General features: G+C 60.2%; 23 protein-coding genes. 10 read left to right on the top strand and 13 right to left on the bottom strand.

Going from position 1 to position 24,303, the window contains the following annotated elements; genetic code table 11:
* The first annotated feature begins 529 nt into the window (after nt 1-529).
* Nucleotides 530-1,258 (top strand): DUF6261 family protein, encoded by a 729-nt coding sequence (locus E0486_RS00115; protein WP_131850099.1) that lies wholly within the window; start codon nt 530-532, stop codon nt 1,256-1,258.
* A gap of 52 nt (nt 1,259-1,310) precedes the next feature.
* Here E0486_RS00115 and E0486_RS00110 read toward each other — a convergent pair whose 3' ends face one another.
* On the bottom strand, nt 1,311-1,835 hold the full coding sequence (locus tag E0486_RS00110; protein ID WP_131850098.1) for a YybH family protein: 525 nt from the start codon (nt 1,833-1,835) through the stop codon (nt 1,311-1,313).
* A gap of 39 nt (nt 1,836-1,874) precedes the next feature.
* Here E0486_RS00110 and E0486_RS00105 point away from each other — a divergent pair, with 39 nt between their 5' ends.
* Nucleotides 1,875-2,474 carry a pseudouridine synthase gene (locus E0486_RS00105; protein WP_131850097.1) on the top strand — a complete coding sequence of 200 codons (600 nt, stop codon included), beginning with the start codon at nt 1,875-1,877 and terminating at the stop codon, nt 2,472-2,474.
* On the opposite strand, the gene E0486_RS00100 is transcribed toward E0486_RS00105, so the two are convergent.
* Nucleotides 2,462-2,980 (bottom strand): hypothetical protein, encoded by a 519-nt coding sequence (locus E0486_RS00100; RefSeq protein ID WP_131850096.1) that lies wholly within the window; start codon nt 2,978-2,980, stop codon nt 2,462-2,464. The genes E0486_RS00105 and E0486_RS00100 overlap by 13 nt on opposite strands.
* Nucleotides 2,981-3,061: 81 nt before the next feature.
* On the opposite strand from E0486_RS00100, the gene E0486_RS00095 reads away from it, so the two are divergent.
* Nucleotides 3,062-3,712: a TMEM175 family protein gene (locus E0486_RS00095; protein WP_131850095.1), complete on the top strand. Its 651-nt coding sequence runs from the start codon at nt 3,062-3,064 to the stop codon at nt 3,710-3,712.
* Here E0486_RS00095 and E0486_RS00090 read toward each other — a convergent pair.
* The 3 genes from E0486_RS00090 to E0486_RS00080 are packed head-to-tail and all read right to left on the bottom strand — an operon-like array spanning nt 3,709 to nt 8,299.
* Complete coding sequence (locus E0486_RS00090) at nt 3,709-4,206, bottom strand: hypothetical protein (RefSeq protein WP_131850094.1); 498 nt, start codon at nt 4,204-4,206, stop codon at nt 3,709-3,711. The genes E0486_RS00095 and E0486_RS00090 overlap by 4 nt on opposite strands.
* 9 nt (nt 4,207-4,215) lie before the next feature.
* Complete coding sequence (locus E0486_RS00085) at nt 4,216-6,927, bottom strand: M14 family metallopeptidase (RefSeq protein WP_131850093.1); 2,712 nt, start codon at nt 6,925-6,927, stop codon at nt 4,216-4,218.
* Between the two features lie 43 nt (nt 6,928-6,970).
* The gene (locus tag E0486_RS00080; protein WP_131850092.1) at nt 6,971-8,299 is read right to left on the bottom strand and encodes a porin; all 1,329 of its coding nucleotides are present in this window, start codon (nt 8,297-8,299) and stop codon (nt 6,971-6,973) included.
* Between the two features lie 114 nt (nt 8,300-8,413).
* Between E0486_RS00080 and E0486_RS00075 the strand changes: the two genes are divergently transcribed.
* The 4 genes from E0486_RS00075 to E0486_RS00060 all read left to right on the top strand — a co-directional run bounded on the left by E0486_RS00075 (nt 8,414) and on the right by E0486_RS00060 (nt 12,711).
* The gene (locus E0486_RS00075; protein ID WP_131850091.1) at nt 8,414-9,061 is read left to right on the top strand and encodes a DUF47 domain-containing protein; all 648 of its coding nucleotides are present in this window, start codon (nt 8,414-8,416) and stop codon (nt 9,059-9,061) included.
* 123 nt (nt 9,062-9,184) lie between these two features.
* The gene (locus tag E0486_RS00070; protein WP_131850090.1) at nt 9,185-10,408 is read left to right on the top strand and encodes an inorganic phosphate transporter; all 1,224 of its coding nucleotides are present in this window, start codon (nt 9,185-9,187) and stop codon (nt 10,406-10,408) included.
* A gap of 147 nt (nt 10,409-10,555) precedes the next feature.
* On the top strand, nt 10,556-11,611 hold the full coding sequence (galE, locus tag E0486_RS00065) for a UDP-glucose 4-epimerase GalE (protein WP_131850089.1): 1,056 nt from the start codon (nt 10,556-10,558) through the stop codon (nt 11,609-11,611).
* A gap of 140 nt (nt 11,612-11,751) precedes the next feature.
* On the top strand, nt 11,752-12,711 hold the full coding sequence (locus E0486_RS00060; RefSeq protein ID WP_165917129.1) for a transketolase family protein: 960 nt from the start codon (nt 11,752-11,754) through the stop codon (nt 12,709-12,711).
* Between the two features lie 186 nt (nt 12,712-12,897).
* Here the strand turns inward: E0486_RS00060 and kbl are convergent, their stop codons facing one another.
* The 4 genes from kbl to E0486_RS00040 form a co-directional block, all read right to left on the bottom strand.
* Nucleotides 12,898-14,085 carry a glycine C-acetyltransferase gene (kbl, locus tag E0486_RS00055; protein ID WP_131850087.1) on the bottom strand — a complete coding sequence of 396 codons (1,188 nt, stop codon included), beginning with the start codon at nt 14,083-14,085 and terminating at the stop codon, nt 12,898-12,900.
* A gap of 50 nt (nt 14,086-14,135) precedes the next feature.
* Nucleotides 14,136-14,657: a hypothetical protein gene (locus E0486_RS00050; protein ID WP_131850086.1), complete on the bottom strand. Its 522-nt coding sequence runs from the start codon at nt 14,655-14,657 to the stop codon at nt 14,136-14,138.
* Nucleotides 14,658-14,736: 79 nt separating this feature from the next.
* Nucleotides 14,737-14,922 carry a hypothetical protein gene (locus E0486_RS00045; protein WP_131850085.1) on the bottom strand — a complete coding sequence of 62 codons (186 nt, stop codon included), beginning with the start codon at nt 14,920-14,922 and terminating at the stop codon, nt 14,737-14,739.
* Between the two features lie 241 nt (nt 14,923-15,163).
* Nucleotides 15,164-15,370, bottom strand: a complete 207-nt coding sequence (locus E0486_RS00040; RefSeq protein ID WP_131850084.1) for a hypothetical protein — start codon at nt 15,368-15,370, stop codon at nt 15,164-15,166.
* 228 nt (nt 15,371-15,598) lie between these two features.
* Between E0486_RS00040 and E0486_RS00035 the strand changes: the two genes are divergently transcribed.
* Complete coding sequence (locus E0486_RS00035; RefSeq protein WP_131850083.1) at nt 15,599-16,240, top strand: T9SS type A sorting domain-containing protein; 642 nt, start codon at nt 15,599-15,601, stop codon at nt 16,238-16,240.
* 137 nt (nt 16,241-16,377) lie between these two features.
* Entirely contained in the window at nt 16,378-16,935 is a 558-nt protein-coding gene (locus E0486_RS00030) for a hypothetical protein (protein WP_131850082.1), read from the top strand.
* Nucleotides 16,936-17,029: 94 nt separating this feature from the next.
* Here the strand turns inward: E0486_RS00030 and E0486_RS00025 are convergent, their stop codons facing one another.
* The 3 genes from E0486_RS00025 to E0486_RS00015 form a co-directional block, all read right to left on the bottom strand.
* Entirely contained in the window at nt 17,030-17,749 is a 720-nt protein-coding gene (locus E0486_RS00025; protein ID WP_131850081.1) for a LytR/AlgR family response regulator transcription factor, read from the bottom strand.
* On the bottom strand, nt 17,746-18,819 hold the full coding sequence (locus E0486_RS00020; RefSeq protein ID WP_131850080.1) for a sensor histidine kinase: 1,074 nt from the start codon (nt 18,817-18,819) through the stop codon (nt 17,746-17,748). The genes E0486_RS00025 and E0486_RS00020 overlap by 4 nt, the downstream gene beginning before the upstream one ends.
* 129 nt (nt 18,820-18,948) lie before the next feature.
* The gene (locus tag E0486_RS00015) at nt 18,949-21,399 is read right to left on the bottom strand and encodes a TonB-dependent receptor (protein WP_131850079.1); all 2,451 of its coding nucleotides are present in this window, start codon (nt 21,397-21,399) and stop codon (nt 18,949-18,951) included.
* A 284-nt stretch (nt 21,400-21,683) separates the two neighbouring features.
* On the opposite strand from E0486_RS00015, the gene E0486_RS00010 reads away from it, so the two are divergent.
* Nucleotides 21,684-22,088, top strand: coding sequence for an endonuclease domain-containing protein (locus E0486_RS00010; protein WP_131850078.1), 405 nt, complete (start codon nt 21,684-21,686; stop codon nt 22,086-22,088).
* Nucleotides 22,089-22,129: 41 nt separating this feature from the next.
* On the opposite strand, the gene E0486_RS00005 is transcribed toward E0486_RS00010, so the two are convergent.
* The gene (locus E0486_RS00005; protein ID WP_131850077.1) at nt 22,130-22,864 is read right to left on the bottom strand and encodes a pseudouridine synthase; all 735 of its coding nucleotides are present in this window, start codon (nt 22,862-22,864) and stop codon (nt 22,130-22,132) included.
* Nucleotides 22,865-24,303 lie beyond the last annotated feature (1,439 nt).

The following is a 24,303-nucleotide window of genomic DNA, read 5'->3' as shown; positions in this document are numbered from 1 at the left end:
CCAGCGCGACGGTGGGGATAATGGCGCTTCGACTCCGCTCAGCGCGACAGGGCCGCTTTGTCCTCCTGAGCGTAGCCGAAGGATGGGGTGATGGCACGTCCGCATCCCGTAGGGATGCAAGCTTGGTAGCCCGGGATGCAATCCCAGGTTGAATGCGCCCGGTTGGATGATCCAGGCATGCGCCCGTCGCGAACGCCAGCCATGCCTGCGCGCACGGCGCGGCATCCCCGCAAACGCGTTTTTCGCCCCGGCGCCGGTGACGGCGCCCTTTCAAATCCGTTTTTTCCCCTGCCGCCGGTGCCGGCGCCCCTGCAAACGTGTTTTTTAGCCTGCTGTCACTGACGGCACCCCCGCAAACGCGTTTTTTCCGCTGCCGCCACTGACGGCTACGATAAAAACAAGATTTTCAATGACTTAGAAAACGGCTTGGGCAGCCCTTTTTTCACTCCGCACACAATATCCACAACCGGCCCCGGCCTATTGCAGGGATCGCTCACAATGCCGACCTTACTGTCAAATCAATTTGCATATGTATCAACGTATCGTTCTCTCCCGGCTCACCAATGCGGTGGCCATCCGCTTTTTCAAACGCACGGCAATCCTGATCAACGAAACGGACGAACTCCCGGCTGCCATCGTGGATGAAACCGGGCACCTGCTTTCCATTGCAGAAGCGATGGAAACCCTGTTTCTCAACGACCCGGCTTCCGGGCTCACCGATGTGCTCGAATTCGCCGACAGCCGCCGCGACCGCCTCGCCAGCAGCCTGCACGACATGTGCACCGGTTATAGCCGTGGCCCGGAGGAAAGCAAATACCCGTTCGCAAATGCGCTGCTGCGGCACTTTACCGTCTATGGCGGCGTGAGGGACCTGATCCGCTGTGATTACGATACCGAAACGACCAAGCTGGAAAACTTCATCACCGATTGCCGCGAAAAGCCCGCGCTGCGGGCAGCGCTGGAAGCGCTCGGACTTACCGCCTGGATCGATGCGATCGCTGCGGCCAACGAAGAATTTGAAACGGTGCACCAGCAGCGTACCCGCAATACGGCCGATGCGAAACTCCCCTTCAAAATGCTGGCGAAGCGGAAGGAAGGAAAGGAATGCTACGACGACCTCATCGACATGCTCGACGGCGCCGGCAAAATGGCCCGCGGCACCGGCCCCTTCGCCAAGCTCGCCGCCCGCATGAACGAGCTGGTGGATGAAATGACCGAAAAAGAAGCGCGCAGCGAAGCACCCGCAACCAGCGCCTGATCCTGGCTTTTCCCGGAAATGAAAAGACCCTTCCTTGCAGAAGGGTCTTTTTTTATCGTACCGCCGGCGCCGTATGTCCCGGCAGGTCTTCAAAGAATTCTTTCGTGCGTTGGTTGGTAATGGACCGCCAATGCCACTTGCCGCCGGTCTTCACGGCCACGATCGTCATCAGGCCCGTTTCGTGGAGCGTGTCGGAGCCCGGCGTCTTCAGCGTCCAGTCCTGCTGCCACGGGTAATATACCAGCGCCACACGCGGGCGCACGGCATCGACTGTTACATGGCCCGCCTTGTAGGTGTATTGCAGGCTGTCATTGCGGAACATGGCTTCGTGGAACGCGCGGATGGCGGCGGCGCCCTTGTAGTAATAGCCGCCGCCGTTGATGAAGGTGGCCGCGCTGTCGAAGGGCGCCATCACGGCGTCAAGGTTACGGGCTTTCATCGCGGCTTCGCGTTCCCGCACCATACCCGCCAGGGTGCTGCTGTCGGCGGCAGGGTCGCGCCGCTCGTCGGAGGCTTCCGGCGCCGTGCAGGAACAGGCGAGGAGGATGCAAAAAGGGAAAAGCCAAATTTGACGCATGTGCTAAAGATACGGGGTCGGCCGGACTACCTTCGCGGCGTGCCGCACCGCTATTTCCTGCTCCACAAGCCCTACGATGTGCTGTCGCAGTTCGTCAGTCCCTACCCGCAGCGCCTGCTCGGCGACCTGGGCTTCGACTTCCCCGAGGGCACGCACGCCATCGGCCGCCTCGACCTGCATTCGGAAGGACTGCTGCTGCTCACGACAAATTCCAAAGTAACGCGCCTGTTGTTCCAGGGGCTGAAGCCGCACCCGCGCACGTACTACGTGGAGGTGAAAGGTATCGTGTCGGCCGAAGAAGCGGAGCGCCTGCGCGCCGGTGTCTCCTTCCTCGTTCACGGCGGTCGCGACTATACCTCGGCGCCCTGCGACGTGGAGCGCGTGGCCGGCCCGCCGCACCCGTTTCCCTCCCCGTATACCCACAATCCCTACCTCACCTACAGCTGGCTCCGGATGTCGCTCACCGAAGGCAAGTTTCACCAGGTGCGCAAGATGGTGCGGCTCGTGGGGCATCCCTGCGTGCGCCTGCTGCGCACGAGCATCAGCGGCCTCGAGCTCGGCGACCTGCCGCCGGGCGGCGTCCGCGAACTTTCCGAAACGGATTTCTTTACCGGGCTGGAGATCGATTACGAAGGCTGACGCCCTGGTGGGTGAAAGAGCGCGCCGGTGCTTTTGCGCGCGAACAGGAACAGCACCGTTGCCAGCGGCAGCGAATAAACGAATGCTTTGGCTACCTGGCCGGCCAGCATCAGGCGGCCGATGGGAAAGTGCCGCGCTATGCGTTCGGCATCCATCTGTTGCATCGCTTCCTGCAGGTAGGGCTGCATCACGAAAGGCAGGGTCCATACACCCAGCAGCATCAGGGCCAGAACAATACACACCAGCACCCGCGCCCATTGCCGGAAAGACACCATGAAGATGGACCCCAGGCAAAGCAGCAGGCTGAGCAGGGCGGTGATGGCGGCCACGGGCACCATCAGCTTCATCATCTGGAAGAAGGCGTGCGGCGGTGGGTGCGGCGTCCCGTCGCGTTGGATCGCCCGCTCGATCTTGCCCGGGATGTCGAAAGCCCCGAAGGCCATCGCCAGCAGCGAGTTGGTCAGGAACAATAACCCGCCGAGGGAGGCGAGGATGATGGCGAGCACACGGATGGTTTTGGGACCTGTTGGCTGCATAAGGGATGGGCGTGGCGCTGCTTTTGCAGGCCTTGCCAAGATAAGTAAATTATGAAGATCACTACCACGCGGCTGGAGACCTTTACCGACGGGGTCGTGGCCATCCTGATCACCGTGATGGTGCTGCAGATGCGCCTCCCCGAAGTAGACGGCCACCATACCGCCGCGCAGATCATCCACCACCTGCACAAGCTGCTCCCCTACTTTATCACCTACGCGTTCAGCTTCATGATGATCGGCATCTACTGGACCAACCACCACCACCTGTTTCACCTGCTGGAGCATACCGACACGCAGCTGGTGTGGCAAAACTTCCTGTTCCTGTTCCTGTTGAGCCTTATCCCGCTCACCACGGTCCTTGTCGGCGCCAATCCCTGGCTACCGCTGTCGGCAGCGCTCTACGGCGGTTTGCTGCTCCTTACGAGCGCTTCGTTTTTCCTGATGCGGCATTATACGCTGAAGAAAAAACTGCTCCATAAAGACCGTGATCCCGAGCTGACGCGCACGATCACACTGGTGTCGAAAAAAGCGCGGCACAAATCACTGATCGGGATGTGCTGTTATGCCGGCGCCGTGCCGCTGGCCTGGGTCAACCTGCACCTGTCGTACTGCCTTTGCCTCATACCGCCGGTTATCTTCTTCATCCCGGTCGGTATCGACAACGAACGGCTGGCCGAAAAGGTGGCGGAAAAAAATTCCTAGCGCGCGTCGAGGTAATCCTGCTCCGTGAAGGTGTACCAGAAGTGGTTGCGCCGCATGTACCTCGTTTCTTCATCGGGGGCGCTCTCCCAGTTGGCCGGGTTGTAAAGCGAACGGGGACTGCTGTAGGGAATGTGGTGTGTATAGGAAACGGCAAGCCCCGCGCGGATGTGCCCGATATGCGCCGTATCGTGCGGCTGCAACGCGTTCGTATCGGCATACACGATGTGCAGCGAATCGAAGTTGCGCACCTGGAAGCCCCAGGTGGTAGCGCCGTCCTTGCCGGCACCGCTGCCCTCGTACACCACCGCGGTATCGCCCGGGTCGATGGTCACCAGCTGGAAGCGGTAGGCCGAATCGCGTTGATACGGGGTGATGAAGATCCGGTGCGTCGAGCGGTTGATCAGCCACGAAGTAGTGCGGTAGTATTCGCTTTTTACACAGGCGCCCAGCAACAGCAGCAGGAGCAGAAGGGCCAGGGTGCTTTTCGGTTTCATCGCCTAAAATTAAGGTGCCGGCCGCATGCGGTACAATTGGTTGAACAGAAGGCGGAAGGAACCCTGCGCCTGGCCGCGAAAAAGGATCTCCGGTCCGAAGCCGTAAAAGCTACCCGCGCCCACCGGCGCCTCGTAGGCCGCCAGCGCGCCCTCGAGGTATTTCGGCCCCCAGGCCCAGCCGCTGCGCAGCAGCGGTCCGCCCGGGTACCAGGCCAGCGCCCGGAGCCGGCCCGCGGCCAGCGCAGCCGGGTCGGCGCTGAAGGCCGGGCTCCGCGCAAACACCACATCCAGCGTATCGGCCAGCCCCCAGGTGGCGGGCGTGCCGGGGGCCACCTGCATCCGCAGCACGGAGCCGGGGATGTAAAACTTTTCGGCAGGCAGCGGCCGTTCCTCCCCGTTTACCACTTCGGTCAGCGCATTGCGCACCGGAAGCTTCAGGGCATAGGCCAGCTCGTTGGCCGAGCCGATGGCCACGATCCGTCCGCCTGCTTCGAGAAAGCGCCGCAGCGCCGGCAGCGTTGTATCCGTAGAAATACGGCCGAGGCGGTTCCGGAATTCGGCGGGGATACTTTCCGGCGCCGGCCCGCTGGGGCGTCGTGCGCCTGTTGGCGGCACGGTGCCCGAGGCAAAGAGCAGCACATCGAAGCGCTCACCAAGATTACCCTTGTTGATATCGGCCACGTACACCGGCTCGGCCGGGTAATGAAATTCTTCCAGGATCCAGCGCGCCCATCCGGCGGGCTCCACGCCTCCATAAGGCTCGAAGAGCCCGATGCGCAGGCGCTTTACGCGCTGAAGGCCGGCGGGACGCTGCGCGGCCGCTTCGGCACGCACACCCTCCAGCTTCAGCGTTTTCAGGCGCCGGTATTCTTTCTTCGGAATAAAGAAGGTACCATCAGCACCCGCGCGGTATACCTCGGCGCCGCTTTGCAGGAGGTCGTTCACTACGCGGTAATGCTCGTTGTTGGCGGGATGAAGCACGAAGCCCGCCGACCCGCCGGTGCCCAGCAGGGAGGGCGCGCCCTCGATCGTGCCGTAGGGTATCGGCGTGAAGCGGCCCTGCACGTCTTCCTGCAGGCGGTCGAATCGGATACCCATGGTATAGGCCGGCGTCCAGCCGGCGGCATCATAGGGCGGCACCGGCGGCCCGCCCGGGTACTGAAAGTCGTTGGGATGATCCTGCGGCTCGAAGAGGTCCATGAGGTGCGGACGGAAGGCCTGTGCCGTGCGCAATACGAAGGACCCGGCCGGGTAGGATGTACCACCCGCTTCAAAAGGAGCCGTGGCCCGCAGCACCTGCACGCCACTCCATTGCAAGGCATTGACCAGGCGGTATACCGAGGCGATGTCGGGCTGGTCGTACGGAAGGAGGTACACCCTCGTGTCGCGGAGCGAAAGGTCGCGGAACACCTTGTCGAAGTAGAGCGCCGGCAACGTGTCTGCCTGCAGCGGCGCGCTGCGGGCCAACCCTTTGTCTTTACGGTAAGCGTTCGATACGGAATCGATCAGCCGCGGCGACAGCGTCCAGTGATCGCCGCTGCCGGCCTCGATGCTGCGCCGGGCCATTACATAGCGGTTGTAGAGCAGCTCGTCTTTGTGCCGCACGGCGTAATCAAGCACCGCATAGTTAAGCGATACCGAGTAGTCGATCGAGCGGCGAAAGTGCCACTCCTGCGGCGTTATGGGGTTGGGTGTGGCGCCGTTGGGCAGCAGGCGCGACGGCACCAGCGGCACTTTCGACGGCGTCGGGTCGCCGATGATCTCGGTGAGGATGCCGATGGCGTGGTGAAAGTAGGGCGTTGTCCGAAGGCCGCCGTTCCACCAGGTGGAGAACACCGACCCGGCGCGTTGCGTATACCCCGGCTTGCCTTCGGTGTTGAGCCGGTTATTCATGGCGGCGCCGATGGCGTCGAGACTGGTCACGAGCAGCGGGTCGTACACATAGTTGAAGGGGTCGCGATAGGGTGGCCCGGCAAGCACCGATCCGGCGGGGCCCGCCTGGTGGTGGTTGTACACGATCTGCGGCAGCCAGTCCACGTACAGCTGGCTGCTCATGTTCTGCGACTCTTTCATGTTCATCATGTAGAAGTCGCGGTTGTTGTCGTGGCCCACATACTTCTGGTAAGGCCGCGGCAAAGCCCGGTACGAGCGTGCCTTCGGGTCGGCGTTGCGCATGTACCAGTTCGCCACCAGTTCCTGCCCGTCGGGGTTGGCGTGCACAAACAGGATGATGGCTTCTTTCAGGATCCGCTGCGTTTCGGCATCGTTGCGGCTTACGAACTGCCAGATCGTTTCGATGAGCTGGTGCGCACCAACGGTCTCGGTAGCGTGGAGGCCGCCGTCGATCCATACTACGGCTTTTCCTTCCTGTGCGAGCAGGCGGGCCGCGGAGTCGGACAGCAGCCGCCCGTTGCGGTCTTCGGCGCGGGCCAGCTGCTGCGAAATTTCCTTGAAATCGGTGTAATGGGCAAGGTTTTCCGGTGCCGACACGAGGAGCATGTATTGGTGCCGGCCTTCTTCGGTGAGCCCGATCTCGACAAGCCGGACGCGCCTGGATACGGCCGCCAGCTTTTTGAAGTACGCTTCGGTCTGCGTATAGTTGGCGAGCATATAGTCGTCGCCGATGTCGAAGCCGAAGTGTTCCTTGGGTGAGGGAAGGCTTTGTGCGGGCGCTTGTAGAAATACGGTCGCCGCGAACAGGGCAAGCAGGATCTTTCTCATGGTGCAGGGATGTGCCGACAAATTACGGCAAAGCCGCGGCACCCTAAAACCGCAGCTGTGTGCGCAGCGTCAGCACGTCGTCGGGCACGTCCTGGGTAAAGCCGGCCAGCGCGGTCCGCTCGTTCACGGGATGCGTGTACCAGCCCAGCACCTTGAGGTTTTTCGACACGTACCAGGTGAGGCCCGCGCTCCAGGTGTCGTAGCGGATATCGGCGACCGTAAGGTTGTTGCCGGCAGCGCCGATGGCAGTGCCTGCGGTCCTGCGGTTCGGATCGTACCAGTCGTATTTGAGACCCAGCTCCCAGCGTTCGCTACCGAGTTGCTGCAGGAAATAAAAGATACCGGCGTTGAAAGGCCGCAGGTAGGTGGGGCCCTGCGGCTGTGTGCTCGGGTTGAGCGTGCTGCCGGCAGTGCCGGGTTGCGTGCCCTGCCAGAATTCGCCGCGCAGCTCGGTCTTGCCAAGGCCGCCCTGCCAGGCCAGTTGCGCGTCGCCGCCGTAGTAGTGGCGCGGCGCCTTGGCACCTTCGTTAGAGGCCGTGGAATCGACGGTGAAGGCACCTTTCGAAAGATCCATTTCCCAGCGGTAGCGGGTGTCTTGCCGCCAGCCGCCACGGAGTGCCGACAAGCCCGCCGACAGCGTCAGTGTCTTGGAAACTTTCCAGGGCTTGAGGGCCAGGCGGCCGGCGAGGTCTTTATAGGAGTCGAAATCGGTGCTGGCGTTAACGCCCGGCCCGTTGAAGAGGCCCGCATCAAACTTCAGCGCGGGACCGTTCGTAGTGTGTAGTGGCTCGTAGGAAAACATGAGGCCGAGGTCGCGCTCGCCGGGCATCAGCACCTGCGAGGCCCGCGCCCGCTCGGGGCTTTCACGGTACGCCGAGGACAGGTTGACTTCATAACCAAACGGCCGTGCAAAAAGCCCAAAGGTGCCGGAGAGCGCCTGGTTGACCGGCAGGTATACCTTGGCGAACATGTCGCGCACGATGGAGCCGCGCTCGGTAACGTCTACCTGGAACGTAAACAGCGCCAGCGGCAGCGGCAGGTCGCGTAGCGGCATCTGGTAGTCGACCCGCACCCGCGCGCGGCGCAGCTGGAACCGGCTGTCGCTGTGCTCCGAAAAACCGCCGCCCTCGAAGCCGAAGGCTCCTTCCGTTTCCGCCCATTGAAACTGCGGTTGTATGTAGCCGCTGAAGTGGAGGTTCTCGAAGCGGTTTACGAGCGGGCGCAGCGTATCGCGTACAAAAAGCGTTGAATCATAATCGGATAGGAAGCGCTGCGCGGAAGCCTGGACCGAACACCCCAACAGCAACAAAGCGGCGAGCGCCAGGCGAAAGTGCCGGTAGAAATACGGTCGGTGGTTGTGGATATGCCTCATGATTGCGGGTTGCGCCACAAAGATCGACTATATTAACTTAGTATTAAATCTGCGTTACGGCAAGGCCGGCGCGCCCATGGTAGTATTTTTGCTCCCCAATACCCCAAACAGATTATGGCACTCACCTCTTTCATGAAGCTGTTCAGTCCCAAGGATAAAGTGTTTTACGGATTATTTGAAGAAGTGGCGAATAACGGGCACATCATGGCACAGAAGCTGGCTGCCATCGTAGCGGAGACCGATATTTCCAAGCGTCAGAACATGGTCAAGCCCATCGAGGACCTCGAGCATGCTTCGGATGAGCTCACCCACAAGATCTTCACCGAGCTGGGCCGCAACTTCATCACGCCCTTCGACCGCGAAGACATTCACTTTATGGCCTCTGCGCTCGACGACATCGCCGACTATATTTTCGCCTCGGCCAAAAAGATCAAGCTCTACCACGTTAACCCCACCGACGAAGGTATCCAGCGCCTTTCCGAGATCATCGTGCAATCGACCAGCGAAGTAAAGACCGCCGTAATGGAGCTGCGCGACATGAAGAACATCCGCAAGATCACGGACTCGCTTGTGCGGATCAACTCGCTCGAAAACCAGGCCGACGACATCGCCGACATGTTCATCGAGCGCCTTTTCAGCATGGAGCCCGACGCCCGCGAGATCATCAAGAAGCGCGAAGTGTACCAGGTGATGGAAGACGTGACCGACAAATGCGAAGACGCCGCAAATGTGATTGAGTCCATCATTGTCAAGTATGCCTAAAAGTAAGCAAGTCGGAAGTGGGAAGTGGGAAGTGAAACGCATGGTTGCGCTGCTTCCGACTTCCCACTTCAAACTTAACCACTTCTTTCCCGAAGCCTCTTTTGCTTCACTACTTATTTGCTTATGACCTTTCTCATTGTCATCATAGCCCTGGCGATCATCTTCGACTACATCAACGGCTTCCACGATGCTGCCAACTCCATCGCCACCGTAGTTTCCACCAAAGTACTCACCCCGTTCCAGGCGGTGGTCTGGGCCGCGGTGTTCAACTTCGCCGCCTACTTCATTTTCAAGGACCACGGCGTGGCCAATACGGTGGCCAAGACCGTCAAGCCCGACGCGCTCGAAGGCATCAACATGCTGCGGGTAGTGTTCTCCGGGCTCGTCGCCGCCATCATGTGGAACCTGCTCACCTGGTGGTTCGGCATTCCCTCTTCTTCGTCGCACACGCTCATCGGCGGCTTTGCCGGCGCGGGCATTGCGGCGGCCGGCTTCGGCGCCATCAACATGAGCAACTCGCCCAACATCCTTACCACCGCCGGCTTCATCTTTATTGCGCCGCTGGTTGGCTTCCTGATGGCCTTCACGATTTCGCTCTGGTTCCTTTATTCTTTCCGCAAAGGACTACTGCCCCGCCTTATCTCCATCCTGGTGCTGGTGCTGGTGGCCTGGTTCCTCAAATCCAACCTGGTTACCGACCGCGCCGTGCTGGCCAAAGGCACGCACTACGACTCGTATGCCGCACAGGTGATCTTTTATTCGAAGAACTTCAAGTGGGTGCTGCTGGCATTCATCCTGACCATCATGGCCTGCTTCACCTTCTTTCTGCAATCGCTCAACGCCAACAAAGGAACGATCTGGTTCAAGCGCCTGCAGCTGGTGTCTTCGGCAGCCTTTTCGATCGGCCACGGCGGCAACGACGCCCAGAAGGTGATGGGTATCATCATGGCCGCGCTGGTGGCCTACGATCCCACCCGCTTTCACCTCGATCACATGGAATTCTGGGTGCCGCTGGCGTGCTACAGCGCCATTGCGCTCGGCACCATCTCGGGTGGCTGGAAGATCATCAAGACGATGGGCACCCGCATCACTAAAGTAACCCCCTTTGAAGGTGTGGCTGCGGAAACCGCCGGCGCCATCACCCTCTTTGTGACCGAATCGCTGAAGATCCCGGTAAGTACCACGCACACCATCACCGGCGCCATTATCGGCGTAGGTGCCACGAAGCGCCTCTCGGCGGTTCGCTGGGGTGTGACCATCAACCTGCTCTGGGCCTGGATCCTCACCATCCCCGTGAGCGCCCTGCTGGCCGCGCTGGTGTATTTCATCGTGCACCTGTTTGTATAAGAACGTGAGCCGTCCGCCGTGAAGCGTGCGCGCTGACATCGTACCATAGTAGAACGGATGCCTCTGGCATTCGTTTTTTTTTGCCGCGTATTGCGTGCTCACGGCGGACGGCTCACGGCTCACGCTTCCGCCTTACTTTTGCTTCTTATGGCAAAAATCCTGGTTACCGGCGGCTGCGGCTACATCGGCTCCCACACGGTAGTAGACCTGATCGAGAACGGATACGACGTGCTGTGCGTCGACAACAACGTGCGCTCCAATCCCGCCATCCTCGAAGGAGTGGAACGCATCACCGGCAAGCCGGTCAAGAATTACAAGGTAGACCTCTGCTCTTACGACGATACCTGCGCGATCTTCCAGGAGAACCGCGATATCCAGGGCATCATCCACTTCGCCGCCTTCAAGGCCGTAGGCGAATCGGTGGAGAAGCCGCTGATGTATTACGAGAACAACATGACCTCGCTGATCAACCTGCTCAAATGCGTGCAGGAGTTCAACGTTCCCTGGTTCGTGTTCTCCTCGAGCTGCACCGTGTATGGCAATCCCGATGAGCAGCTGGTGACCGAAGAAACACCGCAGAAGCCCGCCGAGAGCCCCTACGGCGCCACGAAACAAATGGGCGAACGCGTGCTCACCGACTTCCAGAAGAGCAGTAAGGCACAATGCATCCTGCTGCGCTATTTCAACCCGGTGGGTGCACATCCCTCCAACCAGATCGGCGAGCTGCCTATCGGCCGCCCGCAGAACCTCGTGCCGGCCATCACGCAGACCGCCATCGGGAAGCTGCCCAAAATGACCGTGTTCGGCACCGACTACCCCACGCGCGACGGCTCCTGCATCCGCGACTTCATCCACGTGTCCGACATCGCACACGCCCATACCCTGGCCATTAAGTACCTGCAGGACGGCCGCCAAAAGGCGGGTACCGAGATCTTCAACCTCGGTACCGGAAATGGCGTGACGGTGCTGGAAGCGATCAACGCTTTCGAGAAGGTTTCGGGCCAAAAACTGAATTACGAGCTCGGCCCGCGCCGCCCCGGCGATGTGGTGGCTATCTACGCCAACAACGACAAAGCCCGCAACGAGCTTGGCTGGAACCCGCAATATGGCATCGACGACATGATGCGTACCGCCTGGGCATGGGAGCAGCGCCTCCGCGACGATAAAGAACTGTTTACGAAGCCGGATGCCGCACTGAACTAGCCCATCACCGGACCTTCCCGAAAGGAAGGGAGCGTAAACACCATCAAGACTTCACTCAAGATTGAAATTCCCCTCCCTTCGGGAGGGGTAAGGGGTGGGCCCGATTCCGTACCTTCGCCCCCGAAAATAACCCCAGCATCATGCTTAAAGACATACAACCTACCGGCAAGAAAGATACCCGCAGCGGCTTCGGTGACGGCATCGTGGAAGTGGCCCGCAGCAACGAAAACGTGGTGGCCCTTACCGCCGACCTCGCCGGCTCGCTCAAGCTCCAGCAATTCATCAAGGAATTTCCCGAGCGCTTCGTGCAGGTAGGTATCGCGGAGGCCAACATGATCGGCATTGCGGCCGGCCTCACCATTGGTGGCAAGATCCCCTACACCACCACGTTCGCCAACTTCTCTACGGGCCGGGTGTACGACCAGATCCGCCAGAGCGTGGCCTACAGCAACAAGAACGTGAAGATCTGCGCCTCGCACGCCGGCGTTACGCTCGGCGAGGACGGCGCTACCCACCAGATCCTCGAAGACATCGGCATGATGAAGATGCTCCCGGGAATGACCGTCGTGGTGCCCTGCGACTATGCGCAGACCAAAGCCGCCACGATGGCCATCGCGGATTATGAAGGCCCCGTATATCTACGGTTCGGCCGACCCGCCTGGCCCATTTTCACGAAAGAGGAAGACTTCGTGCTGGGCAAGGCGCAGCAGTTCTCCGAAGGTACCGACGTATCCATCTTCGCCTGCGGCCACATGGTATGGCAGGCCATCCAGGCGGGCGTGCAGCTCGAAGAGCGCGGCCTCTCGGTGGAAGTGATCAACCTCCACACCATCAAGCCCCTCGACGAAGAGGCGATCCTGAGGTCGATCCGCAAAACCGGTTGCGCCGTTACCGCCGAAGAGCACAACGTGCTGGGCGGCATGGGCGACGCCGTAGCGCAGGTAGCTTCCCGCCACTTTCCCATACCCATCGAGTTTGTAGGCACCAACGATACCTTCGGCGAAAGTGGCACCCCCGACCAGCTGCTGAAGAAATACGGACTGACACCCGAGCATATTGTTGCGGCCGCTGAAAAGGCTATGGAGCGGAAGAAGAAATAAGATCATCACGAATCGAATAAGCCGAAGGCTGTGCCTGCTTTTCAAGCGCTTCCTATCGAAACTCTTATAAGGCAGGAGTACCCGCGTAACGGAGGAGTTTTTCCCGAGGCCTCGGGACGCTGCGTTCACAATGACAGAACCCCGCATTCGCGGGGTTCTGTCTTATACAAGCAATCGATACGTCCGTTATTTGAGCACACCTAATTCCTTGCCCACTTTCGTGAAAGCAGCAATGGCGCGGTCGAGGTGCTCCCGCTCGTGGCCGGCGGAAAGCTGCACGCGGATGCGCGCGAGGCCCTTCGGCACCACGGGGAAGAAGAAGCCGATGACATATACGCCTTCGGCAAGCAGTGCGTCGGCAAACTTCGATGCCAGTACCGAGTCGTAGAGCATGATCGGTACAATAGGGTGCTCGCCCGGCTTGATGTCGAAGCCGGCTTCGGTCATCTTTGCGCGGAAATACTTCGTACTGTCTTCCAGCTTGTCGCGCAGCTCGGTCGTCTCGCTCAGGAGGTCGAGCACGGCGATGGAGGCGCCCACGATAGAGGGCGCCAAGGTGTTGGAAAAGAGGTAGGGGCGGCTGCGCTGACGCAGCAGTTCGATGATCTCCTTGCGGCCGGAAGTAAAGCCGCCCGATGCGCCGCCGAGGGCCTTGCCCAGGGTACCTGTGATGATGTCGATGCGGCCCAGCACGCCTTTCAGCTCGTGGGTGCCGCGGCCCGTCTTGCCCATGAAGCCCGACGCGTGGCTTTCGTCCACCATAACGATGGCGTCGTACTGGTCGGCGAGGTCGCAGATCTTATCGAGCTGGGCCACGGTGCCATCCATGGAGAATACGCCGTCGGTGACGATGATGCGGCTGCGGGCGCCGGCGGCTTCCTTCAGCTTCGCCTCGAGGTCTTCCATGTTGTTGTTCTCGTAGCGGAAGCGCTGGGCTTTGCAAAGACGCACACCGTCGATAATGGATGCGTGGTTGAGCGAGTCGGAAATGATCGCGTCCTGCTCGTTGAACAGGGGCTCGAACACGCCGCCGTTGGCGTCGAAGGCAGCCACGTAAAGGATCGTGTCTTCAGTGCCGAGAAATTGGGCGAGCTTCTGCTCCAGCTCTTTGTGGATGTCCTGCGTACCGCAGATAAAGCGCACGGACGACATGCCGTACCCGTGCGAATCGAGGTAGCGGTGCGCCGCCTCCAGGGTTTTGGGATGCGAGGAAAGGCCCAGGTAATTATTGGCGCAGAAGTTCAGCACACGCTGGCCGTTGACCTCGATCTCCGGTCCCTGCGGCGAGCTGATGATGCGCTCGTTCTTATAAAGCCCCGAGGTTTTGATCTCTTCGATTTCGGCGCGAAGGCGCGCTACGAATTTGTCGTTCATATGGAAATAATTTATGGGTCTATTGGTAAGCCAACAGATCAGCAGGCGGGTTAAAACTTGAGTGAAGCCTGGAGGCCCCAGAACTGGCCGTTGGCGTCCAGCCATGACTCGTATTTGCCCCGGATGTCGATATTGGCGAAACGCACGCCGATAGCGGGCGCGAGCAGCCCGGTCGTGCGGTCCTTGGAAAAGTCGTTCTTATCGGGGAGGCTGGAAAAAACAGCACCTGTTTCGAGTGCAACGTAGAAAACTTTGAGGCGGTACTTGGCACCCACACGGAGCGGGAAGGCGTTGAGGGCAGGATACTGCGCATTGACGCCGTTGATCACCACGTCGCTACCTCCGAAATGCATAAGGCCGAAAGATGCCGTGGCCGATAAACTGGCGGGCAGCTTTACCTCGGCGTTGATACCGGCGCCATAGCCGGTCGTATTGCTGTTCGACATACTACCGGTAGGGAACCCGGCTTCGGCATAAACGCCAAAGGAGAAGGGCTTTACTTGTGCCTCCACCCGGGGAGCGCACAGGAAAGCGGCTGCCGAGAGGCAGGCGATGCGGATGCTGTATTTCATGTTTTTCCGAATTGCTGCAAAAATAGGGTTCCGCCCGGCCGTTTGAGCGGCCGGGCGGCATTCCCCGCGGCATTTCGGCTTAATTCACGAAGGGCAGCTGACCGTTGGTCAGGAAGATAGCGCCCATCGCCAGCACGAAGAGGCCGATCAGGACGAGGAACAACAATAATACGTAGTTGGGATCGCGGCGTACATCGGGCTCGGGCTGATGCTCATAATAAGAAAGCTCGAACTCGGAATGGAGTTGACCATTTTGCAGGTTCATAGGAACGTAGTTTTTGGATTTTGGATTCATCCTGAACAAATTGTTTTGGCAGGATGAACATAAAGAAAGAAAAATCTTTTTAGAACACCAAATAGGCGGAAAGATTTTTTTGACCGTCCAATACCGGCCCGGCGTCGACGAGTCTTTTCGCTGGTACAACACCGTTGGAAACAAGTGGGAAGTCGGAAGTGGGAAGTACCGCCAACTATTTTCCACTTCCGACTTCGTATGTAAGCACTTGCTACTCATCGCCCCGGCGGGCGTCGTCGGGTTCCTGGTCGGGGTTGAGGATGTTGCGGTCGCGACCCCGCTGCGCGCCGTAGCCCGAGGCGGCGTCGTCGGCGATCCGGTCCCAGAAATCGGCCGCGCCGCTGCGCCGGCCCCGTTCTTCCTGCGGACGCTGCGGCCTTGCCGCCTCGTTCCGCTCGTTATGGTCTCTGCTTCGCATACCGAAATCCGGTAAATTCCATGCCGGAAAAAAGTGCCGGCGGCCTTTCTCTTTTTCGAAAATAGGTGTACTTTAGCGCCGGCTCCGCCCCACTATCCCCCTGGAATTCCCATCCCCTATCCTCCTGGAATCCGCACCCACTATCCCCTGAAACCCGTTTCCGTCCCTGTATCCTCTTGAGGCCTCCAATTCCCGTGAAGCATTCATCAACGCTTTAAACGAATCCGTATGCGCCTCTCCGTACCGACCCTGCTTCTATGCCTGCTGGCAGCCGCCTGTTGCCTGCCCGCCGGCGCCCAGCAACAGCAAAGCTCCTATGGCTTCCTGAGCCTCAACGGCCGCGCCAGCCGCCAGAACGCAATCATCAGCTGGGAAACAATCCAGGAACTCTCCATCACCCACTTCAACGTACAGCAAAGCCGCAACGGCATCGACTTCGAAACCGTCGGCAGCCTGGAGGCCAGCCACGATACGGCCCAGGACCGCTACCAATACAGCTTCACCGACCGCAACGCTGGATTGCACGGACGTGTTGTTTACTACCGGCTCGCCATCGCCATCAATAACGGCCGCATGCTGTACAGCAAGACCTTCCTGCTGCGCTTCGATGAAAGCGGTGAGGCCCAACTGTCCATCCAGCCCAACGTCGTGCGCAGCAGCCTGCCCCTGATGGTGGAAGGCACCGAAGACGGTGAAGCCGAGCTCCACATCCTCGACCTGCAGGGCCGCGTAATGCAGCGCCGTATCATCCAGCTCGTCAAGGGCAGCTCCAGCCAGTCGATCGACATCTCCGGGCTGCGCTCCGGCTCCTATATCGCCGTCGTATGCGCCCCCGGGCTGCGGCTGCAGCAACGCTTTTTTCACCAGTAAGGAAACCTTTCCCTTTGTAAGGCCCCGCTTCGTGCGGGGCTTTTTTGTGTGGCAAAATTTTATCCCTCCTGAAGGTGTGCCGTGGCAGGACGGGGCGCTGTATTTGCGGCAAGAAAAGGAACCACAAAAAACACATCATGAAAAAACATCTTTTAGTCCTGGCGGCCCTGTTGGCCGTGGTCTGTGCCGATGCACAGGACACCAAGACGAAGTCGACGACGAACAAGACGAAAACGAAAACGGAGCAGCACCCGCGCACGCAGCGCATCAACAGGATGGATTCGGCCGCCACCAACAACAGGAATATGGCCGACACGGCGATGAGTGGCAACATGCAGAGCAATCAGAGCAATATGGCTATGCCCGACAGCGCCAAGATGAACCGCGACAACAACATGCCCATGACCGATACGGCCCGCGGCAATTGGGACAACATGCCCGTGACCGACACCATGGACCGTTCGGGAATAAAGTCTGACAGCAGCGGCATGAACAACATGCCGACGAACATGAACAGCAGCGGCAACAACCAGGCGCGGAGCGACAGCACAATGGCGCCGGTAATGAACCGCAACATCAATCCGGGCGATAAGGAAGTAAAGGTGAAGGAAAAGGCAGGCAAGTCGAAGATCAAGCACAACAAAGACCGCAGCAAACCGGCACGCCCGATGGACAACAGCTCCGGGGGGTACTGACAAATTTGTTATTCTGTCGCAGTGCTGACTCACAACAGGAAAGCCCCCGCACAGTGCAGGGGCTTTCGTATGGCAGTAGTCGTTCCGCAAACGATCACCGGATCATCTTGTTCCGGATCAGTTCCATGAGCTCGGCCTTGTAGTTGTCGCCGATAAGGATCTCCGCCTGCACGCCCTGCAGCCGCACGAGGTTGCCTTCGATGCCGGTGATGCGGCCCAGCGGGATGATGAAGGATTTGTGCACGCGCAGGAAGCGGCGCTGCGGCAGGCGCTCCTCGAGCTCTTTCATGCTGGTATACACCAGCGTCTTCTGCGCTCCGCGGTGAATGGCCACGTAGTTCTTCATGCCCTCGATGTAATCGATATCGTCCAGGTTGATCTTGAGCAGCTTGCCCTTCGACTCGGTCTTGACAAACAGGTAGTCGTCTTCTACGTCGGTCGCGGCCGCTGCGGGTGCGGGCTGCACGGCGGTCATCGCCTTTTGCACGGCCTGCAGGAAGCGGGGCAGGCGCACGGGCTTCAGCAGGTAATCCACCACGTCGAGCTCGTAACCTTCGAGGGCAAACTCGGGGTAGGCGGTAGTGAGAATCACCTTGGCCTTGCCGTTGATGGCCTTGATGAAGTCGAGACCGGAAAGCTCGGGCATCTGGATGTCGAGGAACACGAGGTCGACCTTGCCCGACGCCACTTCCTGCAGCGCCTCGATGGGATGCGTGCTCGTGCCCACCAGCTCCAGGTAAGGTGCCTGCTTCACGTAATGCTCCAGGATGTCGATGGCATGCTGCTCATCGTCGATGATCATACAACGGATCATAATTGGTAGATGGTTAGTTCGGTGGTATAAGTTACGGCGTCTTCCTTCACATCGAAGCGAAATTTATCGTCGTAGGCCAGCTCGAGGCGCTTTCGGATGTTTTCGAGACCGATGCCGGTGCTGAGTTCCTTTGGTCCCGACTTCTTGCGGTTGGAGCAGGAAAAGAAGATGCCGTTGCGGCCCACGCGCAGCAGGATGGTGATGGGATGCTCCTCGCTTTTGAAGTCGCCGTGCTTGAAGGCATTCTCCACGATGGTGATGAGCACGAAGGGAATGATCTCCGCGCCGTTCATGATGCCCTCCACGTCGAAGCGCACGTTGAGCTTGTTGCTGTAGCGCAGCTGGTTGATCTTGATCACGTTGCGCACGTGTTCCACTTCATCTTTCAGCAAGGCCTTCCCGTCGCGGGTATTGCCCTGGCTGAGGGCGTAGCGCATGATGTCGCTGAGCGTGAGGATGCCCTCGGAGAGCTCCTCCGACAGGGGCAGTGCCTTTGCATAGAGAAAGTTGAGCGTGTTGTGCAGGAAGTGCGGGTTGATCTGCGCCTTCAGGAAGTTGAAGTTGGCCTGCGACTTTTCGTATTCCAGCTGCATCTTCTGCTCTTCGAGGATCTTGCGCTGCTTGCGCTCGTCGCGCAGGTACACGAAGTAGGCAAAAACGAGCGAGATGGCCAGGTAGAAAAAGGTGACGAACGCGTAGGAAAAGACGAGCATGCCCGTTCCCATCTTGTCGCGCTCCATCCGCTCGGTGGAAATGTAATAGCCCAGCACGAAGTTGGCGATGAGCGCCAGCACGATCAGCACGCAGTATTTCAGGAAGCTGAAAAAAGACTTGCGCTGCAGGTAACGCTGGTAAAAGCCGTTGAGCGTTACGTAGTAATACAATACGCCGAAGGCCAGCGAATACACATGTTCCAGGATGTAGGGAAAGGTAAGCTTCTTGCTCCAGTTGATCGGCTTGGCCTGCGGCGACATGTAGATCGCCAGCAACCCCAGGATCATCATGACCAGGTAAAGCGCGAGCACGACCCAAAACACCTTCCAGAACTGGAACCGCTTTTCAGATTTCATAAGTGACGGAAATTAGGGAGGAAAAACAAAAGAGCGCTGGCCGGGGCCATCGATGGAATAAATGCGCCTTCGGGCTGGGGGAGCTACCGAAGGCGCATTCTTCAGGGACGATTCATACTGCACGACCGATTAGCCGCCGATACCCATGCCTCCGTTGCCGCTCTGCGTGCGCTTCAGTTCTTCTTCGGCACCACCGGCGCGCTGCTTGGCAGCTTTCACCTGGTTGTTGCCGAAGCGCCAGGTCAGGTTCAGCTTGAACTGACGGCTTTCCCAGCGGGCGGCCACGTCGGTACGCTGGCCGTTATAATCGCTGTAGCCGCGGAACTGCAGGGTGCGGAACACGTCGCTCACGGAAGCTTTTACCGTGCCCTGGCCTTTCAGGATCGTCTTCTGCACACCGATGTCGGCGGAACCCATGGCGCGGGCGCGGAAGAGACCCTGGTACACGGTCGGGGCATTGTAGAAGGCAGTCACCTCGCCGGTCCAGTCTTTCTTCTTGCCGAATTTGAGGCTGTTCTGCGCAAAGGCCGTGAGGCCGAAGGCGTCGAGCGAAACGGCGGGGCCGCTAGCCGTGGCGGGGCTGTGGTACTTCGAGTAGTTGGAGCTCACGTTCACGAACGACATGAAGCTCTTATACATGAAGGGATAGCTGACGTTGAGCGACACGACGTCCTGCGTGGCGAGGTTCTGCTTCGTCATGTAGGAAGCCGATCCTTTCCGGTCGATCTGCTGGGCCAGCATGTCGGTAACGTGGCTGTAGTTGAGGGCGGCGGTCAGCTTGTAATGATACGTATGGCTGATGCCGACGCTGTTGGTGTATTGCGGGCGCAGGTTGATGTTGCCTTTCGAGTAGCTGAACGAGTCGAGCTGGAATTCGAAGGGGTTCAGGTCCTGGTAGGCCGGGCGGTCGATGCGGCGGCTGTAGGTCACGTTCCACACCTTCATCGGGTTCTTGTTGAAGGTAACGGCAGCGCTCGGGAAGAAGTCGGTGTAGTTACGCGAGAACTCCGAGTGCGTGGGCAGGTAGCCACCGCTGGCAGGCGTGCGGCCTTCCGAGCGGCCGGTGCCGGCGGTATGCTCCACACGCAGTCCGCCCTGTACCATAACGCCTTTCAGCTGGCGGTTGTAGGTCACATAACCCGCGTGGATCTGCTCCTCGTAGCGGAAGCGGTTGCTGCGGTTGTAGTCGTATTGCTCGGTGGCGGTGCTGGCGTCGTAGCGGCGGAAGTCGTTGTCCGAGGTGGTGAAGGCCGTTTTGCCGCCCACACCCAGTTTACCCTTGTACAGGTCCTGTTCCCAGTCGGCCTTCAGCGAGGAGATGTCGATGCGCGTGGGCGAGATGGAGTGGATGGCCGAGTAGCTACGCAGCGTCTTGCCGTCGGGCGCATAAGTCCAGTTGGGCTGGCGCTGGTCGGTGCTGATGTCGTAGTAACCATAGTCGGCATTCACCACGAGGCTGCGGCCTTTGGTGCCGGTGTAGGTGTAGTTGCCGTTGGCGTTGATGTTGTTGCGCTTCATCTCGTTGTGGCTTTCCGACGCGAGGATGCGGTTCACGACGCCGCTGTTGCTGACGATGATGGGGGTGCTGCCGTTCATGTCGATAGACGGGGCGGCGAGGTTGCCGTTCACCATCAGGCCTACGGAGTGGCGCTTGCTGAGGGTGAGGTCGGCGCCGGCCTTGAAGCCGTGGCTCTGGTTGCTGAACTGCGTGCGGCCCTGCTGGTCGAAGATCGTGTCGGGGATGCTGCGGTACAGCGACAGCGTGTTGTGGTTGCGGCTGTAGTTGTAGTTATAGTTGCCGTACAGGTTCACGGCCTTGTTGCGGTAGTTGAGCGACAGGCCGCCGTTGTACTTCGAGTAATAGGCCACGCTGTAGCCGGCGTTCACCGAGCCGTTGGTGCCGAAGTTCTTGTTCTTCTTCAGGCGGATGTTGATGATGCCTGCGTTGCCGGCGGCTTCGTAGCGGGCCGAGGGGTTGGTGATGATCTCGATGCTTTCGATCTGGTTCGACTGCAGCGTCTTCAGGTAGTTGGACAGGTCGGTGCCGGTGAGCGGCGTGGGACGGCCGTCGATATATACCTGCACGCCGTTCTTGCCGGCGAGGGCGAGGTTGTCGTCTTTGTCCACCTGCACGCCGGGGCTCTTGCGGAGCAGCTCGAGGGCGTCGTTGCCGGTGGCGTTGATGGTGCCTTCCACGTTGACCACCATCTTGTCGGCACGCACCTCCACCACGGGCTTGCGCGCGGCGACGGTGACGCCCTTCAGCTCGGCGGAAGCGGCGGAAAGACGGAAGGCCGGCAGCTGCACCGGCGACTGGGCGATTTCAAAGGGGGCGGAAGCGGCCGGCGCGAAGCCGACGTGGGAGGCCTGCACGCGGTAGCGGCCCGAGGGCGGCGCCGGGAAGGCAAAGGAGCCATCGGCGCTGCTGACGGCCAGCTTGACGGTAGCCGAATCGCGCAGCAGCGATACGGTGACGCCGGCGATGGCTTTGCCGGACTCGTCCTGTACGCGGCCTGCCACCTGTGCGTTGGCGGCAAAGGCGCCGAGTGTGAAGAGGGAAGAAAGGAGTACGCTTCTCATAACAACTGATTTTCTGGTTAATGCTCCTTGGCGGAACGGGCACAAACCTAGAAAACCGGGGAAAGGAAGGGAAAAACGTTGTACGAAAGGGGCTTTTTCCCGGACAAACCCCATCCCCTAACCCCTTCCCCGGGAGGGAAGGGGAATGCCTCGCCCTCCATCTTACCCCCGGCCCTTCCGGGACGGAGAGGGTGTGTTAAACAGCATTATCTGGCCAGAAAAATCCCATTAAAGTCTGGTGTTTCTCACCGGGTCTCCTTTGAAGGCAATCGTTCCTTCGTTCAATGAAAGATGAAACCCGGAGACGTCTTTGCTTCCACGCGAGCGAGGAGCAGTATTGGAGAAAAATCAATTTTGCCCGGTCCAACCGGCGAGCGATGACTCCGGCCGAAAGCGCGCTTTGGCAAAGGGTGCGTAAACGCCAGCTTGGTGGGCACAAGTTCAGGCGCCAACATATCATTGGCCGGTACATTGTCGACTTTGTGTGCCTGGAGCAAAAGCTGGTCCTGGAAGTCAACGGTGGTTATCATTTGGAAGGGGATCAGCCGCAGCGCGATGCGGAGCGCTCATCAGACCTGCGGGACAGTGGCTTCACGGTACTGGATTTCACCAATGAAGAAGTACTGACCGACATGCCCTCCGTGCTGGCGAGAATAGCCGCCCAACTGGGTGTCACGCTGGCACAGTAGCCGTCCCCCCCTCCCGGGGAGGGGCCGGGGGTGGGGTGGGATCATTCGCCCATCCCATCGCCGTCGGCGGTCTTGCTGCTTCCTTCCACCAGCGCCTGCAGCGACGCGAGCTCGGCGGGCGTAAAAAAGCGCCACTTTCCCGGCGGAAGGCCGGTGAGGGTGATGTTCATGATCCGCACGCGCTTCAGCGCCGTCACGCGGTAGCCGAGGGCTTCGCACATCCGGCGGATCTGGCGGTTCATGCCCTGGGTGAGGATGATGCGGAAGCGGTTCGGCGCCTCCTGCTTCACGAAGCAGGGTTTGGTCATTCCGTCGGGAATGCGGACGCCGGCGCGCATTTGTTTCAGGAAGTCGAGGTCGAAGGGGCGGTCGGTGGTCACCATGTATTCCTTTTCGTGACCGTTGCCCGAGCGCAGGATCTTGTTGACGATGTCGCCATCGGAGGTGAGGAAGATGAGGCCTTCCGACAGTTTGTCGAGGCGCCCGATCGGGAAGATCCGCTGCTTGTAGTTGACGAAGTCGATGATGTTGGTCTTGTCCTGGCGGTCGGTGGTGCAGGTGATGCCCTTGGGCTTGTTGAGCATCAGGTACACGGGCGCCTTTTTCTTTGGCAGGGGCTCGCCGTCCACCAGCACCTTGTCGCCGGGTTTTACGCGGCTGCCTTTCCACCCGAGCTCGCCATTGACCGTCACGCGGGCCTGCTCGATGTACTGGTCTGCTTCGCGGCGACTGCAGAAGCCCGTGTCGGAGATGTATTTGTTGAGACTCGTGTCCATGGCTGCGAAGATAGCAACTGGCGGGCGGGGGCGGGCGCAGGCGCCCTTGGTCGCAACGGCACGACGGCGCAACGACGCGACGTTTTTGGAAAGCGCTGCTACCTACGTTTTGCATTCAACTGGGCCCGTTGTGCCGCCATGTCGTCGTGCCGCCGCGATCCGCCGCAGGCGAAAAAAAGAGGACCGCAGGTCCTCGCTGCGGGCGGGCGCAGGCGCCCTTGGTCGCAACGGCACGGCGGCGCAACGACGCGACGTTTTTGGAAAGCGCTGCTACCTACGTTTTGCATTCAACTGGGCCCGTTGTGCCGCCATGTCGTCGTGCCGCCGCGATCCGCCGCAGGCGAAAAAAAGAGGACCGCAGGTCCTCGCTGCGGGCGGGCGCAGGCGCCCTTGGTCGCAACGGCACGGCGGCGCAACGACGCGACGTTTTTGGAAAGCGCTGCTACCTACGTTTTGCATTCAACTGGGCCCGTTGTGCCGCCATGTCGTCGTGCCGCCGCGATCCGCCGCAGGCGAAAAAAAGAGGACCGCAGGTCCTCGCTGCGGGCGGGCGCAGGCGCCCTTGGTCGCAACGGCACGGCGGCGCAACGACGCGACGTTTTTGGAAAGCGCTGCTACCTACGTTTTGCATTCAACTGGGCCCGTTGTGCCGCCATGTCGTCGTGCCGCCGCGATCCGCCGCAGGCGAAAAAAAGAGGACCGCAGGTCCTCGCTGCGGGCGGGCGCAGGCGCCCTTGGTCGCAACGGCACGGCGGCGCAACGACGCGACGTTTTTGGAAAGCGCTGCTACCTACGTTTTGCATTCAACTGGGCCCGTTGTGCCGCCATGTCGTCGTGCCGCCGCGATCCGCCGCAGGCGAAAAAAAGAGGACCGCAGGTCCTCGCTGCGGGCGGGCGCAGGCGCCCTTGGTCGCAACGGCACGGCGGCGCAACGACGCGACGTTTTTGGAAAGCGCTGCTACCTACGTTTTGCATTCAACTGGGCCCGTTGTGCCGCCATGTCGTCGTGCCGCCGCGATCCGCCGCAGGCGAAAAAAAGAGGACCGCAGGTCCTCGCTGCGGGCGGGCGCAGGCGCCCTTGGTCGCAACGGCACGGCGGCGCAACGACGCGACGTTTTTGGAAAGCGCTGCTACCTACGTTTTGCATTCAACTGGGCCCGTTGTGCCGCCATGTCGTCGTGCCGCCGCGATCCGCCGCAGGCGAAAAAAAGAGGACCGCAGGTCCTCGCTGCGGGCGGGCGCAGGCGCCCTTGGTCGCAACGGCACGGCGGCGCAACGACGCGACGTTTTTGGAAAGCGCTGCTACCTACGTTTTGCATTCAACTGGGCCCGTTGTGCCGCCATGTCGTCGTGCCGCCGCGATCCGCCGCAGGCGAAAAAAAGAGGACCGCAGGTCCTCGCTGCGGGCGGGCGCAGGCGCCCTTGGTCGCAACGGCACG

It is taken from the genome of Flaviaesturariibacter aridisoli (genome assembly GCF_004343705.1).
Taxonomy (GTDB): Bacteria; Bacteroidota; Bacteroidia; order Chitinophagales; family Chitinophagaceae; genus Flavisolibacter; species Flavisolibacter aridisoli.
Note: the sequence above shows the minus strand (reverse complement) of the source record. Positions and strands in the feature narration are given on the sequence as shown.